19 protein-coding genes and 1 pseudogene are annotated in these 13,789 nt (G+C 36.2%); 6 read left to right on the top strand and 14 right to left on the bottom strand.

Going from position 1 to position 13,789, the window contains the following annotated elements; translation table 11 throughout:
• The first annotated feature begins 5 nt into the window (after positions 1 to 5).
• Together ABXT49_RS08520 and ABXT49_RS08525 are read left to right on the top strand one after the other, a co-directional pair.
• Positions 6 to 539, top strand: coding sequence for a KdsC family phosphatase (locus ABXT49_RS08520; protein ID WP_416651949.1), 534 nt, complete (start codon positions 6 to 8; stop codon positions 537 to 539).
• Positions 536 to 841: an MGMT family protein gene (locus ABXT49_RS08525; RefSeq protein ID WP_416651951.1), complete on the top strand. Its 306-nt coding sequence runs from the start codon at positions 536 to 538 to the stop codon at positions 839 to 841. Before ABXT49_RS08520 ends, ABXT49_RS08525 begins: the two co-directional genes overlap by 4 nt.
• Here ABXT49_RS08525 and ABXT49_RS08530 read toward each other — a convergent pair.
• The 11 genes from ABXT49_RS08530 to ABXT49_RS08580 form a co-directional block, all read right to left on the bottom strand.
• Positions 838 to 1,254: a F0F1 ATP synthase subunit epsilon gene (locus ABXT49_RS08530; RefSeq protein WP_416651953.1), complete on the bottom strand. Its 417-nt coding sequence runs from the start codon at positions 1,252 to 1,254 to the stop codon at positions 838 to 840. The two genes, ABXT49_RS08525 and ABXT49_RS08530, sit on opposite strands and share 4 nt — an antisense overlap.
• On the bottom strand, positions 1,255 to 2,634 hold the full coding sequence (gene atpD, locus ABXT49_RS08535; protein WP_416651954.1) for a F0F1 ATP synthase subunit beta: 1,380 nt from the start codon (positions 2,632 to 2,634) through the stop codon (positions 1,255 to 1,257).
• A 23-nt stretch (positions 2,635 to 2,657) separates the two neighbouring features.
• Positions 2,658 to 3,521 carry a F0F1 ATP synthase subunit gamma gene (atpG, locus tag ABXT49_RS08540; protein WP_416651956.1) on the bottom strand — a complete coding sequence of 288 codons (864 nt, stop codon included), beginning with the start codon at positions 3,519 to 3,521 and terminating at the stop codon, positions 2,658 to 2,660.
• A gap of 6 nt (positions 3,522 to 3,527) precedes the next feature.
• Complete coding sequence (gene atpA / locus ABXT49_RS08545; protein WP_416651959.1) at positions 3,528 to 5,069, bottom strand: F0F1 ATP synthase subunit alpha; 1,542 nt, start codon at positions 5,067 to 5,069, stop codon at positions 3,528 to 3,530.
• A 21-nt stretch (positions 5,070 to 5,090) separates the two neighbouring features.
• Positions 5,091 to 5,639, bottom strand: coding sequence for a F0F1 ATP synthase subunit delta (locus ABXT49_RS08550; RefSeq protein WP_416651962.1), 549 nt, complete (start codon positions 5,637 to 5,639; stop codon positions 5,091 to 5,093).
• A 9-nt stretch (positions 5,640 to 5,648) separates the two neighbouring features.
• Entirely contained in the window at positions 5,649 to 6,119 is a 471-nt protein-coding gene (locus ABXT49_RS08555; protein WP_416651964.1) for a F0F1 ATP synthase subunit B, read from the bottom strand.
• A gap of 34 nt (positions 6,120 to 6,153) precedes the next feature.
• Positions 6,154 to 6,387, bottom strand: a complete 234-nt coding sequence (atpE, locus tag ABXT49_RS08560) for a F0F1 ATP synthase subunit C (protein WP_416651967.1) — start codon at positions 6,385 to 6,387, stop codon at positions 6,154 to 6,156.
• Positions 6,388 to 6,423: 36 nt separating this feature from the next.
• The gene (atpB, locus tag ABXT49_RS08565) at positions 6,424 to 7,248 is read right to left on the bottom strand and encodes a F0F1 ATP synthase subunit A (RefSeq protein WP_416651969.1); all 825 of its coding nucleotides are present in this window, start codon (positions 7,246 to 7,248) and stop codon (positions 6,424 to 6,426) included.
• Entirely contained in the window at positions 7,248 to 7,589 is a 342-nt protein-coding gene (locus tag ABXT49_RS08570; RefSeq protein ID WP_416651972.1) for an ATP synthase subunit I, read from the bottom strand. Before ABXT49_RS08570 ends, atpB begins: the two co-directional genes overlap by 1 nt.
• 150 nt (positions 7,590 to 7,739) lie before the next feature.
• Positions 7,740 to 9,401: a DNA repair protein RecN gene (recN, locus tag ABXT49_RS08575; RefSeq protein ID WP_416651975.1), complete on the bottom strand. Its 1,662-nt coding sequence runs from the start codon at positions 9,399 to 9,401 to the stop codon at positions 7,740 to 7,742.
• Between the two features lie 12 nt (positions 9,402 to 9,413).
• Positions 9,414 to 10,232: an NAD(+)/NADH kinase gene (locus tag ABXT49_RS08580; protein ID WP_416651976.1), complete on the bottom strand. Its 819-nt coding sequence runs from the start codon at positions 10,230 to 10,232 to the stop codon at positions 9,414 to 9,416.
• 65 nt (positions 10,233 to 10,297) lie between these two features.
• Between ABXT49_RS08580 and grpE the strand changes: the two genes are divergently transcribed.
• Positions 10,298 to 10,840: a nucleotide exchange factor GrpE gene (grpE, locus tag ABXT49_RS08585; protein ID WP_416651978.1), complete on the top strand. Its 543-nt coding sequence runs from the start codon at positions 10,298 to 10,300 to the stop codon at positions 10,838 to 10,840.
• A 67-nt stretch (positions 10,841 to 10,907) separates the two neighbouring features.
• On the opposite strand, the gene ABXT49_RS08590 is transcribed toward grpE, so the two are convergent.
• The gene (locus ABXT49_RS08590) at positions 10,908 to 11,276 is read right to left on the bottom strand and encodes a DUF4174 domain-containing protein (protein WP_416651979.1); all 369 of its coding nucleotides are present in this window, start codon (positions 11,274 to 11,276) and stop codon (positions 10,908 to 10,910) included.
• Positions 11,277 to 11,419: 143 nt separating this feature from the next.
• On the opposite strand from ABXT49_RS08590, the pseudogene ABXT49_RS08595 reads away from it, so the two are divergent.
• Positions 11,420 to 11,485: pseudogene (locus tag ABXT49_RS08595) on the top strand (topoisomerase DNA-binding C4 zinc finger domain-containing protein); the annotation flags it as partial.
• Here ABXT49_RS08595 and ABXT49_RS08600 read toward each other — a convergent pair.
• Together ABXT49_RS08600 and ABXT49_RS08605 are read right to left on the bottom strand one after the other, a co-directional pair.
• A complete protein-coding gene (locus ABXT49_RS08600; RefSeq protein ID WP_416651981.1) occupies positions 11,482 to 11,904 on the bottom strand; it encodes a hypothetical protein in 423 nt (140 codons plus the stop codon). The pseudogene ABXT49_RS08595 and the gene ABXT49_RS08600 sit on opposite strands and share 4 nt — an antisense overlap.
• 79 nt (positions 11,905 to 11,983) lie before the next feature.
• On the bottom strand, positions 11,984 to 12,346 hold the full coding sequence (locus ABXT49_RS08605; protein ID WP_416651983.1) for a hypothetical protein: 363 nt from the start codon (positions 12,344 to 12,346) through the stop codon (positions 11,984 to 11,986).
• Positions 12,347 to 12,568: 222 nt separating this feature from the next.
• Here ABXT49_RS08605 and ABXT49_RS08610 point away from each other — a divergent pair, with 222 nt between their 5' ends.
• Both ABXT49_RS08610 and ABXT49_RS08615 read left to right on the top strand, forming a co-directional pair.
• A complete protein-coding gene (locus ABXT49_RS08610; RefSeq protein WP_416651985.1) occupies positions 12,569 to 12,877 on the top strand; it encodes a hypothetical protein in 309 nt (102 codons plus the stop codon).
• An 18-nt stretch (positions 12,878 to 12,895) separates the two neighbouring features.
• A complete protein-coding gene (locus tag ABXT49_RS08615) occupies positions 12,896 to 13,510 on the top strand; it encodes an aspartyl/asparaginyl beta-hydroxylase domain-containing protein (RefSeq protein WP_416651986.1) in 615 nt (204 codons plus the stop codon).
• Positions 13,511 to 13,789 lie beyond the last annotated feature (279 nt).

Consider the following 13,789-nt stretch of genomic DNA (forward strand, 5'->3'; position numbering starts at 1 on the left):
AGCCCATGCACTCAAATGAAAAAGTAAGTGAGATAGCTAAAAAAATTAAACTCTTAATTGTAGATGTTGATGGTGTTCTCACTGACGGTGGGATATATTTTGACGACAATGGTGTTGAACAGAAAAAATTTGATTCGCAAGATGGTCTTGGTATTAAATTATTGCAATTATCAGGAATTGAAGTTGCAGTAATCACAGCAAGAAGCACAAAATCTGTTGCTCATAGACTTAAAGGACTTGGAGTTGAACATTATTATCATGGAATACTTGATAAAAGTATTGCTCTGGAAAAACTAATAAAGAAACTTTCAATCGATCCTAGTGAGTCAGCTTATATTGGTGATGACGTCATTGACTTACCTGTCATGACCAGGGTTGCTCTTCCAATTGCAGTAGCAAATGCTCAAGAATCTGTAAAAGATCACGCACTTATGATTACTGAGAAGAGTGGTGGTAATGGAGCAGTTCGTGAGGTATGTAATTTCTTGTTAAAGTCACAAGATAAATATGATGCTTTAGTAAAATCTTTTCTAAAATGACATCCTTTCAATCAGAATGTTATGAGGCTTTAAAAAAAATTCCTGCTGGCAATGTAATTTCATATGGAGGCCTTGCGGAAATGATTGGAAGACCCAACGCACATCGCGCAGTTGGCAGTGCAATGAATAAAAACCCATTTGCACCAACCGTGCCGTGCCATCGAGTTGTTAAATCAAACGGCGAATTAGGTGGCTTTGCCGATGACATCAGCGTCAAAATAAAACGCCTTCAAAAAGAAGGCGTTCGTGTGTCAAACAATAAGATTGTTAATTTTCAGTCTGTGCTCTTTAAATCAAACTAGCGCTTCTTCCCTCTCATCTTAGAGATCATTTGAAGCTGCATCATTGACTCAGCAAGTGCTGCTTGAGTAGTAGAAATATCCTGTTCTGTCTGCGAACTAGACATAGCTTCTTCAGCGCGCTTTTTCGCTTCGAGGGCTTTTGACTCATCTAAATCACCAGCACGAATAGCTGTATCAGAAAATATTGTAACTGTGTCAGGCTGCACCTCAATGATGCCACCAGAGACAAAAATAGATTCAACACCATTTTCAGTTTCAACTCTGACTTCACCAGGTTTAAGTGTACTTATTAAAGGAACATGCATAGGGTAGACACCAATCTCGCCGTTTGTAGCTGGCGCAAATACACACTTTGCTTCACCTGAGTATATCTCCTCAGTTGCGCAAACTACATCAACGTGTATTACTGCCATTTATGATGCCTCCGATGCCTTTATTTTAACTTCTTCAATAGAGCCGGTCATGTAGAAAGCTTGCTCAGGTATAGCATCATGCTCACCATCAAGAATAGCTTTAAATCCAGAAATAGTGTCCTTCAAAGATACATACTTACCAGGAGATCCGGTAAATACTTCTGCAACAAAGAAAGGCTGTGATAAGAATTTTTGAATCTTACGAGCTCGAGATACAGTCTGCTTATCTTCTTCGGATAGTTCATCCATTCCTAGAATCGCAATAATGTCTTTTAATTCTTTATAGCGCTGAAGTACGCCTTGAACTCCACGAGCCACATCATAATGCTCTTGACCAACAACTAGCGGGTCGAGCTGACGTGAAGTTGAGTCTAATGGATCTACAGCAGGATAAATACCAAGCTCTGCAACTTGACGCGAAAGTACTACTGTCGCATCTAGGTGAGCAAATGTTGTCGCTGGAGATGGATCAGTCAAGTCATCTGCAGGAACATATACCGCTTGAATTGAAGTGATAGAACCAGTTTTAGTTGACGTAATTCTTTCTTGAAGCGCTCCCATTTCAGCTGCAAGTGTTGGCTGGTAACCAACCGCTGATGGCATACGTCCCAATAAAGCAGAAACCTCAGTTCCAGCAAGCGTATAACGGTAAATATTATCAATAAATAAAAGAACGTCACGTCCTTCATCACGGAAATATTCAGCCATAGTAAGTCCAGTTAAAGCAACACGAAGCCTATTTCCTGGAGGCTCATTCATCTGTCCATATACTAGTGATACTTTATCGAGTACATTTGAGTCTTTCATTTCATGATAGAAGTCGTTACCTTCTCGAGTTCGCTCACCAACACCTGCAAACACTGAGTAACCTGAGTGCTCAATGGCAATGTTACGAATAAGTTCCATCATGTTTACAGTCTTTCCAACACCAGCACCGCCAAATAATCCGACCTTACCACCTTTTGCAAACGGGCAAACTAAGTCAATTACCTTAATGCCTGTTTCAAGCAACTCTGTAGCAGGTGCTAATTCTTCATATGCAGGAGCAGAGCGATGAATTTCCCATTCAGCCTCTGAACCAATTTCGCCAGCGTTATCAATTGGCTCCCCAAGTACATTCATGATTCGTCCAAGAGTTTTTGTTCCAACTGGCACAGTGATTGCCTTGCCTTTATCGGTAACTTCTAATCCTCGCTGAAGCCCTTCAGATCCACCCATAGCAATTGTTCTAACAACATTGTCTCCAAGTTGTTGCTGAACCTCTAAAGTAAGGTTTGCTTTAGTAACATGAAGTGCGTTATATATTTTAGGTATTGAGTCAGATGGAAACTCGACATCAATAACCGCACCAATAATTTGTGTAATTTTGCCTATACTCATTTGCTTTTCCTTTTTTTAAATCTTTAAACAGCAGCAGCGCCTGCTACAATCTCAGATATTTCCTGAGTAATAGCTGCCTGCCTTGCCTTGTTATAAATTAATTGTAGCTCATCAATCATATCACCTGCATTTTCTGTTGCGCTATGCATGGCTATCATTCTAGAAGATTGCTCACAAGCAATGTTTTCTACAATTCCTTGATAAACTAATGCTTCGATATACCTAACTAATAGTGCGCTTAGTGCACTCTCTGCATCTGGTTCATATAAATAGTCCCAGTGGTGATCCTTACTGGTTTCATCAGTAACCTCCATTGGCACAATTTGCTTGACAGTTGGGACTTGTGTCATTGCACTTGCAAACTTATTATAAGCAATCATGATTTGATCAATCTCACCTGAGTCATAGCGATCAAGCATTACTTTGATAGTACCTAAAAGATCATCAAATTGAGGCTTATCACCAATATCAGTAAGAACAGAGTTAATTTTAAGTCCAGTATTTTTAAAAAATGAAGTTGCTTTTTTACCAATCGTACAAAGCTCAATCTCAACTTTATCTGATTGCAAAGCAGCTATATCTTTTAAAAGGCTTCTAAATAAATTGGTGTTTAAACCACCACAAAGCCCTCTATCACTTGAAATAACTATAATTCCTACACGCTTTTTCTCTTCTGAAGAGGTCATATATGGATGTTTAAACTCAGAGTTAGCATGAGTCAGATGCCCAATAACATTAAGAATTTTTTCAGCATACGGACGTGAAGCGAGCATTCTATCTTGCGCTTTCTTCATCTTAGAAGCGGCAACCATTTCCATGGCCGAAGTAATCTTTTGAGTATTTTTAATACTCGAAATTTGTGTTCTAATTTCCTTGCCTACTGCCATATCTTTCTACCAGGTATTGTTAGCTTTAAAGTCATCAATAGCAGCTTGAAGTTTTGCTGATATATCATCATTGTAGTCACCAGACTCATTAATAGATGCCATCAATTCAGCCTGATTAGCATTCATATAAGCTAAGAGTGCGCCTTCAAATGCAACAACTTTATTCGCCTCAACATCATCTAGTGCGCCAGAATTAGCAGCAAAAAGTGACGTCGCAGTTTCAGCAACATTTAGAGGGGAGTATTGTGCTTGCTTCATTAGTTCGGTTACGCGTATGCCTCGATCAATTTGAGCTTTAGTTTCAGCATCTAAATCAGATGCAAACTGAGCAAACGCCGCTAATTCACGATACTGTGCTAAGTCAAGGCGAATACTACCACCAAGCTTTTTAACAATTTTCGTTTGTGCTGCACCGCCAACTCTAGAAACTGAAAGGCCCGCATTAATTGCCGGTCGAATACCAGAGTTAAATAGGTCTGTTTCTAAGAAGATTTGACCGTCTGTAATGGAAATTACATTTGTTGGAACAAACGCCGAAACGTCTCCAGCCTGAGTTTCAATTATAGGAAGAGCTGTCAAAGAACCTGTCTTACCTTTCACCTCTCCATTTGTTGCTTTTTCTACATACTCCGCATTAACTCTTGATGCTCTTTCTAATAAACGAGAGTGAAGATAGAATACATCACCTGGATATGCTTCACGTCCTGGTGGGCGCTTTAAAAGAAGCGATACTTGGCGGTATGCCCACGCTTGCTTTGTCAAATCATCATAAACAATTAGTGCATCTTCGCCACGATCTCTGAAATATTCGCCCATTGCACATCCAGCGTAAGGAGCAATATATTGAAGAGCTGCAGAGTCAGAAGCGGCTGCAGCAACAATAATAGTATGCTCTAATGCTCCATGCTCTTCTAGCTTGCGAACTACAGTAGCAATTGAAGACGCCTTTTGTCCAATTGCAACATAGATACATTTAACGCCTGTACCTTTTTGATTAATAATGGCATCAATTGCAACTGCAGTTTTTCCAGTTTGGCGATCACCAATAATAAGTTCTCGCTGACCACGTCCAATTGGAACCATTGCATCAATCGCCTTAATACCAGTTTGAATTGGTTGATCAACTGATTGTCTTTCAATAACGCCAGGAGCAACAACCTCAATTGGGCGAGTGATAGATGTTTTTATTTCTCCCTTACCCTCTAGGTCTACTCCAAGAGGATTAACAACGCGTCCAAGCAGCTCATTACCAACTGGCACTTCCATAATTCGATTTGTACACTTAACAGTGTCGCCTTCTGAAATGTGAAGGTAGTCACCTAATACAACTGCACCAACAGAATCTTGTTCAAGGTTAAGCGCTAAACCAAAAGTATTTCCTGGAAATTCTAGCATCTCACCAAACTGAGCATCTGCTAGACCATGAATACGAACGATTCCATCACTTACACTAATTACTGTGCCTTCTGTGCGAGCTTCAGCTGAAAAGTCAAACCCCTCTATTTCTTTTTTAATTAAATCACTGATTTCAGAAGCATTTAATTGCATAACTAACCTCTCTTTATAAAATTAATTTACAGACAAGGAGACGCCAAGGGCATCTACTTTTGCCTTAATTGATGTATCAATTACCTTATCACCTTCTTTAATAATGACACCACCTTTAAGGGTCATATCAATTTCAGTTTCAACAGATACAGTTGTTTTATGTTTACTTGTTAAATCTTTAACGATTGCTTTTTGTTCGTCTTCACTAAGCTCATAAGCGCTAATAACTTTAAAGTTCTTGCTCTTGTTAGCATTAGAAACTGTCGATTCAAACACATTAGCTATACTGCTAATTGCACTCGAACGATCATTGTTTAAAACAAGATTAATAAAAGCCGCCTCTTGTTTACTTAAATCTTTTGAAGTCATTCTTGCAATTAAAGCAGAAATTAAATCAAATTTTTGATTTTTACTTTTGCTTGGAGATGCAATAAAAGTCTTTGTATTTTTATCAGCCATAATTACAGTAGCAGCAGCTAAAAAGTCACTCCATCCTAAAACAGAATTACTTTGTTCAGCAATTTCAAAAATCGCTTGAGCGTATGGCTTGGCAATTGTTGATAGTTCCATCCTACCGTCCTAGAGTGATTGAGACAACTTAGAAAGCATATCTTTATGTGCCTTAGCATCAACTTCTTTCTCTAAAACTGAGTTGACTCCCTGCATAACCAAAGTTGAGACTTGATTTTTAAGCTCATTACGTGCCTTCACAACCTCTTGGTCTAGTTCAGACTTAGCGTGTGCTTTAATCTTATCAGCCTCTTCAGAAGCTGTGCCTTTAGCTTTATCAATCATTCCATTAGCTTGTTTATCAGCATTTGCAATAATTTCAGCCGCTTGGGTTTTAGTACTTTCTATCAGATCTTCAGCATTTTTCTGGGCTAAAGCATGCTCTTCTTTTCCAAGTTCTGCAGCTTTTAATCCATCTTCGATTGCCTTTTTGCGAGCAGCCATTGCCTCAACGAGTGGAGGCCAAACAAACTTCATACAGAACAAGACAAACATGGCAAACATGATTGTTTGCCCAATGAGTGTAAGGTTAATATTCATAACTTAATACCCTTAATTATTAAAAGAATACAATTTATCCAGCAACCGCAAACAATATATACATTGATATACCAACTGCGATCATAGGTACCGCATCAACAAGTCCCATAACAATAAACATTTGTGTTCTTAGCATTGGAATAAGTTCCGGCTGACGCGCAGCACCTTCAATGAATTTAGCGCCAAGAATACCGATACCTACAGCAGCGCCTAATGCACCTAAACCCATTAAGATAGATCCTGCTAAAAATAATATACTTTGTTCCATTTTTTACTCCTACTTATAAAAACTGTTTAAAAAAAATTAATGCTCTTTTTGGTGTGCCATATCCATATATACAATCACTAAAGTCATAAAGATAAATGCCTGAAGTAATACAATTAAGATATGAAAAATAGCCCACGGTAAAGACAGGCTCCACTGAATCCAGAATGGCAACAGTGCAATTAGAATGAAGATCATTTCACCTGCATACATGTTTCCAAATAAACGTAATGCAAGAGAAACTGGCTTTGCCAGTAAGTTCACCCCTTCTAAAAAGAAGTTAAAAGGCAACATCCATTTACCAAAAGGATGGAGCGTTAGTTCGCCTACAAATCCACCAAGGCCTTTTTCTTTAATACTGTAGTAAAGAATTAATATGAAAATACCGATAGACATTCCGAATGTAGCATTAGGGTCGGTTGTTGGAACCACCTTAAGAAAATCAATACCTAGAACAACAGCTAGAGATGGAAGCCAATCAACAGGCACTAAATCCATCGTATTCATTAAGATTATCCAAATAAATGTCGTTAAAGCAAGAGGGGCAACCATAGGGTTTTTACCACTGAAAGAACCACGTACATTTTCATCAATAAATTCAATAATGCTTTCTACAAAATTTTGAAACCCACTTGGAGCGTCAATAGAAGCACGTTTTGCTGCTCTAGCAAAAAAGAATAAAAATAGCGCGCCTAAAACAAAAGAAAATCCAAGAGTATCAACATGGAAAGCCATGAAACCCATTTCTTTTGCTTCTAAAGCACTTTCAGCAAACCCCCAATGACCATCTGGAAATTTTCCGTAAGTTAAATTTTGTAAATGGTGCTTAATATAAGCGCCAGATGTTAGTTCACCACTTGCCATTATTTTTGCCTTAACCTATCTAATATAAATCCTACCTGACCAACAACTAAACTCAAACAGAGAGCTGCGGGCTCAAGTTCTAAAAAACCAAGTCCAATTAAAGCTAGTAGGATTAGAGAGAGCATCCTACTGATACTGCTGCTGATCGCCATCCTAAAGCTTTTTTGTGCATCAGCATCAACCAATGCTTTTTGTTTTTTTGTATACCAATTAAATATCCAGGTATTGCTTAAACTTACTAAGGCGCCATAAAAGGCAGCAACTGCAAAACCATCAGTGGCATAAAAAACAACAATTAAAGCTAGGAGAAAGTATTGAATAAGTGAGCTTATTGATTTCACTTTTTCGATATTCACCCTGACTATGCACAAACGAAATATTATACAATTTAATGTTTAATAGTCAAGTCCTACAAAGACAATTTATTTACTGTGAAGCAAAATAAATTTACGCAATTTATTAAAGCTTATTTTCAAAAAAGATTTAGTTGATTAAGAGCTTGAATTTATCATCTCTTCAGCAGCTATTCGAGTTTTATCACTGATTGTAATCCCACCTAAGATTCTTGCCACTTCGTCCGTCCTTTCTTTCGGACTTAAGCTTGCAACTTGGGTAAAAGTTGAGCCATTTTTTTGCGTTTTTACAACCTTCATATGATCTTGTCCCTGCGCTGCAACCTGAGCAAGGTGAGTTACACAAATAATTTGATATCGATTTGATAATTTTTTTAACATTTGGCCAACAATTTCAGCAACTGATCCACTGATACCTACGTCGACTTCATCGAATACAACTGATGGGGTGAGCTCAGTTTTACTTGTGACAACTGAAAGTGCTAGAGATATTCTTGATAACTCTCCACCCGAGGCTACTTTACCTAGTGGTTTAAAATCCTGCCCAGCGTTAGTTTTTGTAAGAATGATAATTTCCTCCATACCATTAAGCCTTACAGATCCTTCAGAAGAGTTAATGCTAAAAGTAATTTCACTCCCAGGCATTCCAAGTTTTTGCATTAAGCTTGTAACCTCTTTTGAAAGAGATTTGCTAGCAATTACTCTTTCAGCGCTCAATAACTTTGACTTAGCATAATATTCTTTCTCAAGTTTACTTTGCGCGAGTAATAACTCATTTATCTTATCGCTCGATGAGCCTAACATATTAAGATTTTCTTGCAAAGTTGATTGTGCCTCAAGTAGCCCTTGAATTTGACAATTGTGCTTACGACCAAGCTCATGAAGCTCATTAATTCTAGAGCTAAGTTGAACTGAATTATCTTCTTGGCTGCTAATTTTACCGAGGTAATCTGTCAAGTCATAAATTCCTTCTTGAACTTGAAGCTGGGCACTTGCCAGTAATGAATGTATTGTGTCTAACCGCGAATCAAGCTCTTTCGACTGATTAACAATATTCTCACTTTCAATTAACATATTATTAACGCCTGATTCATTGTCAAGAGAGTCTATTATCTTAGAAATTTTTTCAACAAGCTCGCTTGCGTTTGTGGAGACTTTATAGTCATCCTCAATATTATCTAACTCATCCTGAGTGATTTCAGCCTGAATAAGTTCATTCAGTTGATGGGTTATTAACTCTTTTTGGGCTGCAAGGAGAGAGTTATTATTTTGTAAGTCTTCAACCTCATTCTTGACCACTTGATAATTGTTGACAATATTATTTACCTCTTCACACTGCTTTTGAGTGCCGGCATAATCATCAAGTAGCAAGCGATGATGGTTCGCTCGAAGTAACAGCTGATGCTCATTTTGGCCATGCATATCAATCAAAAAACTGCCAATATCTTTTAGTGTTGATAAAGGCACATTAGAGCCATTGACGTATGAACGAGACTTTCCATCCGAAGCAATAACTCTTCGTAAGATGCATTCATTCTCATTTTCTAAATCCAAGCCCTCTAAAAAAGTTTGAAGTTCGGTTCCAGAATTCAAACTAAATGTAGCCACAATTTCAGCCTTACTTGCGCCTTTCCTAACGAGAGAGGAATCAGAACGCCCTCCAGCAACTAAACTTAATGCCTGAATTAAGATTGATTTACCTGCACCCGTCTCCCCAGTCACAACAGTCATACCAGACTTAAACTCAACACTTAAGTCTTCGACAACAACTAAATTTTTTACATGTAAGTGCTCAAGCATATCTTTAATTTATTAAACTTTTTGGCCCCAATGAAGCTTAGACCTAATAATTTCAAAATAGTCGTAACCTTTTGGATGAATTAGATGGACAAAATTTTCATGTTGCTTCACTCTAAGAGCAACCCCTTCTGATGCATGAACTGAGGACTGAGCATCAAAACTAATTGTTGCCCTATCTTCGCAATCTAAAAGAGTAATCAATACCTCACTTTCGCCATCAAGAATGAACGGTCTATGACTCATTGTATGAGGGCTGATTGATACTAGGCAAATCGCATTTGTACTCGGATGCATAATTGGGCCTCCGCTAGAAAGTGCATACGCAGTAGAGCCAGTAGGTGTGGTAACTATAATTCCATCTGCCCTCTGATTGTTCACAAAGTCTCCATCAACATTCAGTTCAAACTCTATCATTCTTGGAGTTTCATTCCTATGAATTACCACCTCATTAAATGCTAGATGTTTTGACAATACTTTACCATTTTGTTCAATTTGACAGCTTAAAAGAGATCTTTTCTCTTTGATAAACTCACCATTTAGAACCATACTAACAACTGGCGTCATTGAGTCAACTGAAACGTCAGCAAGAAAACCAAGGCGTCCTAAATTAACTCCAAGTATAGGAATATTGAAGTCTACATAAGTTCTTGCGGTATTCAATATGGTACCGTCACCACCAACAACAATAATTAGATCAGCATTTTTCTCAAAGTCTTTTTGATCCTCTAACAAAATAACACCAAGATCTTTAAGGAGAACACCAAGCTCCAGAGCAGTTTTTTGACTGGTAAAATCGTTTGGTTTACAGATAACGCCAATAGAATTAAACATAGGCCTTGAAATATACTAAAAAGTAACTACATAACATGTTAAATATACATTAGTTTGGTTAAAAAATGACAAAAAAGAAAGAACAAAAAACTCAAGATGATACCTCTAATGAGGCTCAAGAAGATGTACTTGATGATAACAAAAATGAAGATTTAGCGACTCAGCTTTTAGAGGCACAGCAGTCTGCGAAAGATAATTGGGACAAGCTTTTACGCTCCCAAGCCGAGATGGAAAACCTTAAGAGGCGTACATCAAAAGACCTTGAGAATGCCCATAAATATGCGCTTGATGGTTTCGTCAAAGCCCTATTAGAGGTCAACGACTCTCTTTCAATGGGACTTAAGCTAGCAATGGATGAAAATGCAACTCTAGAAAACACAATTGAAGGAATTGAGCTTACAAATAAAGTTTTTATGTCAACTCTTGAAAAGTTTGGGGTTGAGGCCATAAACCCTGTTGATGAAAAATTTAACCCAGAATTGCATGAGGCAGTAACTATGGCGCCGATGCCAGACAAAATATCAAACACTGTTTTAGAGGTTATCCAAGTTGGATTTACTTTAAATGGTCGATTAGTCCGCCCAGCACTGGTAATAGTCGTACAATAACCGACCCCTCTTCAACCCCTGCTCCAATAGGACAAAAAAAACGTGTAAGTAAATCAGTTACAAAACCTTAATTACATTTTTCATTTTGTTCAGACATTTCACTCTTTCTTATTGTCATTGCATCAATAATATTGTGAATTTCTTTTAGTAATGAGGTGTCATTTGAATATGATTTGTCTCCACCATCATAACCAATTAACCAAAGTCCATATTTATTCTTATATCTATCTGGAATAGTATATTTATTAATATCATCTCCAACAATTCTAATGTACTTCAAATTTCTTGCTTCATTTTCACAACTATTTGTTTTAAAAAAATCGTCAGTTTCATTAATGAAATGAATATCTTTTGTAATAAATAGGACTATTCTTTTGTCCCATGAGAATGAATTAATATATTCTTCTAAATTTATTTTTCCACTTGAATTACTCATGATTGGAAAAAACAAAGTTAACAATAGGCACAATACTTTTATCCTGTTCATCAGAGTACTTATTGTATCTAGATTCTATTAGTGCGACTTTAAATTTGTCAAAAAATTCAATCAAACTGGAGACTGTTAAATAAAAATCATGGTCAAAAAGAGGTGCCCAGTTTGTAGGATGTAGTGGTTATCCTAAATGTAAATTTTCTTTAAATTAAAGATTTAAATAATCTTTAAATTCATCCTTGACATCACTACCAATGTCATTAGTTAGGTACTCGTAAACATTAAAGATACAATCATAATAAATATCAGATAAAAATTCATCAATCTTTTCATAATCCTCATGATCATGATCAACCCACCATCTTGAATCTGGGTCTTCTTCAACTTCATTCATCATTTCAGAATCTAAAAACCTCAGATAGTGTTTTTCTACGTACATAATTCTGTGAATTAACATATGTAATGATCCTTCAGACATTCCGTCAACTCTAGTGATATTAAAGGAATCATCTGAAAAGTTTGTTCTGACCTTAGTAAAGTTATAGGTTGATGATTTAGTGTCATCAATAATCGTTGTCAATTCTTTTGTAACAAATCTAATTATTGAGTGTTTAACAAAGTTATTCATCATAATTTTTATTTTATTATAAATATGACTTTGTTAGGTGTCTCCAACTTACAAAATCAGTCAGTCAAAAATACAACTGGATTTAACTCTTCTTACTTTGATGAACGACTACTGGATTTGTTATATTCTTCTTTATTAACTTATTAATAAATGTTTGTTTATCTTTAAGAAGTAGTTCAAGATACTCATCATTGTTGCAAAACGCCACATTACCATCTGTATCTTCAATATAAAAATAACCCCAATCAGTAATATCATCAAGACTAGTTGTTTGATCAGGTGCTAAGTGTTGAGTGTAGAAATGTTTCCACCATCTTTGAGAAATCCCTTCACTTTGTTGAAGTTGAAGTTGAAGTGACTCTAAATTTTCTGCATCAAAATCATATGTAACAAAATCCACCTCTTCATGATTTTCTACATAGTAGGTAACTGTAAAGTTTTTCATTTGCAAAATGTTACAGGACACAAAAAATATGTGGCAAAAAATCCATATACAAAAATGGCTTTATTAGTGGTGAAAAAGCCCTTGATTTCACTACACAGTTTTAGACTGCCAGAATGTCCTACTTTAAGAGGGCTTCAATTCAGTTATTTCTGAGATACTTTTGTTCACTCTGTGTTTATATTGAAATATAATTTAGAGATGATTTCAAATGAATAAATATAAATGGCAACAAAAATAAATATTAAGCATACTCAAAGTGGAATGGTGAAGACAGGTTTTTATGGTTATAGTTGGACATATCTCATCTTTGGTTGGTTTGTTCCATTGTTTAGAGGTGAATTAGGTGTTGGGGCGCTTCATCTTCTTTTCACGATAGTAACTGGCGGTATTTGGCAAATTATTGTAAGTTTCCTATATAACAAACAATACATGACAAGAATGCTAACAAATGGCTGGGTTCTTGATGGGTCCGATTCAGATAAAGTTCTTGCTGGAACTTCACTAGGCATATCGACACATACTAACAACTAAAAATCGTAATAGAATTAAGTGCATAATTTAAGAATTCCAATAGAGCCCTATGAGGGTGATTTATCAGGTGTTGCGGATTACCTCGATGGAATGAATTTTCAACTGTTAACTCAAATAACGCCTTATAAAAACAATAATATTTGGACAGCATTATCTCTTCACGGGTTTGGCTCAAATGCATCAGATATATTTAAACCAGGTTTTGTAGATACCAAGGTAGAAGTTGACACTCAATTGCAGTGGACTTCTCTATTCAATGAACCTACTATGAAGCCAATAAGTGAAATGATCTCTAAGCTACCTTGTAATTTTGAGAGAATTCGATTTACAAAATTAGTTGCAGGCAAGTCTCTTAAAAAGCATACAGACAATATAGATGATGATATTAAAAATAAAAAGATTGCCAGGCTTCATATTCCAATTAGGACCAATAATGATGTTATTTTTACTTTTTATGAAAATGAAAATGATCTAAAAGGCAAGTTATTTAATCTCAAAACAGGGCACTATTACTACCTTGACGTTACGAAACATCATTCCGTTAGCAATAATAGTAATATTGATAGGTATCACCTAGTTATAGATTGCTTCGTAAATGATGAGTTAAAAACACTATTTAAGGGTATTTTTTAATATAAATACATTAATTTTCATAAAAATGAGCTATTTTTAGCTATTTTTTAACTAATAACAATGTTTTTATATATAAAAATAGTCAAATTACCATTTTTTAATCATTTTTTTAGATATTAAGTAATTTTTTTTAGATAATAAGCCATATTCTTAAAAAAATCGCATATTTTTGTCCCTTGACACATAACATTTAATACTCTATATTTCTTATTACTCAAGTCGGCAGGCAGTGAGAGAAAAAGGTGTGTGCCCTGTAAGTATATTTTACAAAAATTTATT

The organism is Candidatus Pseudothioglobus sp. Uisw_086 (assembly GCF_048085745.1).
Lineage (GTDB): Bacteria > Pseudomonadota > Gammaproteobacteria > PS1 > Pseudothioglobaceae > Pseudothioglobus.

Coding starts and splice junctions, on each gene's coding strand:
- ABXT49_RS08520 (WP_416651949.1), top strand. CDS start 6: ATGCACTCAAATGAAAAAGTAAGTGAGATAGCTAAAAAAATTAAACTC.
- ABXT49_RS08525 (WP_416651951.1), top strand. CDS start 536: ATGACATCCTTTCAATCAGAATGTTATGAGGCTTTAAAAAAAATTCCT.
- ABXT49_RS08530 (WP_416651953.1), bottom strand. CDS start 1,254: ATGGCAGTAATACACGTTGATGTAGTTTGCGCAACTGAGGAGATATAC.
- atpD (WP_416651954.1), bottom strand. CDS start 2,634: ATGAGTATAGGCAAAATTACACAAATTATTGGTGCGGTTATTGATGTC.
- atpG (WP_416651956.1), bottom strand. CDS start 3,521: ATGGCAGTAGGCAAGGAAATTAGAACACAAATTTCGAGTATTAAAAAT.
- atpA (WP_416651959.1), bottom strand. CDS start 5,069: ATGCAATTAAATGCTTCTGAAATCAGTGATTTAATTAAAAAAGAAATA.
- ABXT49_RS08550 (WP_416651962.1), bottom strand. CDS start 5,639: ATGGAACTATCAACAATTGCCAAGCCATACGCTCAAGCGATTTTTGAA.
- ABXT49_RS08555 (WP_416651964.1), bottom strand. CDS start 6,119: ATGAATATTAACCTTACACTCATTGGGCAAACAATCATGTTTGCCATG.
- atpE (WP_416651967.1), bottom strand. CDS start 6,387: ATGGAACAAAGTATATTATTTTTAGCAGGATCTATCTTAATGGGTTTA.
- atpB (WP_416651969.1), bottom strand. CDS start 7,248: ATGGCAAGTGGTGAACTAACATCTGGCGCTTATATTAAGCACCATTTA.
- recN (WP_416651975.1), bottom strand. CDS start 9,401: ATGCTTGAGCACTTACATGTAAAAAATTTAGTTGTTGTCGAAGACTTA.
- ABXT49_RS08580 (WP_416651976.1), bottom strand. CDS start 10,232: ATGTTTAATTCTATTGGCGTTATCTGTAAACCAAACGATTTTACCAGT.
- grpE (WP_416651978.1), top strand. CDS start 10,298: ATGACAAAAAAGAAAGAACAAAAAACTCAAGATGATACCTCTAATGAG.
- ABXT49_RS08590 (WP_416651979.1), bottom strand. CDS start 11,276: ATGAGTAATTCAAGTGGAAAAATAAATTTAGAAGAATATATTAATTCA.
- ABXT49_RS08600 (WP_416651981.1), bottom strand. CDS start 11,904: ATGATGAATAACTTTGTTAAACACTCAATAATTAGATTTGTTACAAAA.
- ABXT49_RS08605 (WP_416651983.1), bottom strand. CDS start 12,346: ATGAAAAACTTTACAGTTACCTACTATGTAGAAAATCATGAAGAGGTG.
- ABXT49_RS08610 (WP_416651985.1), top strand. CDS start 12,569: ATGGCAACAAAAATAAATATTAAGCATACTCAAAGTGGAATGGTGAAG.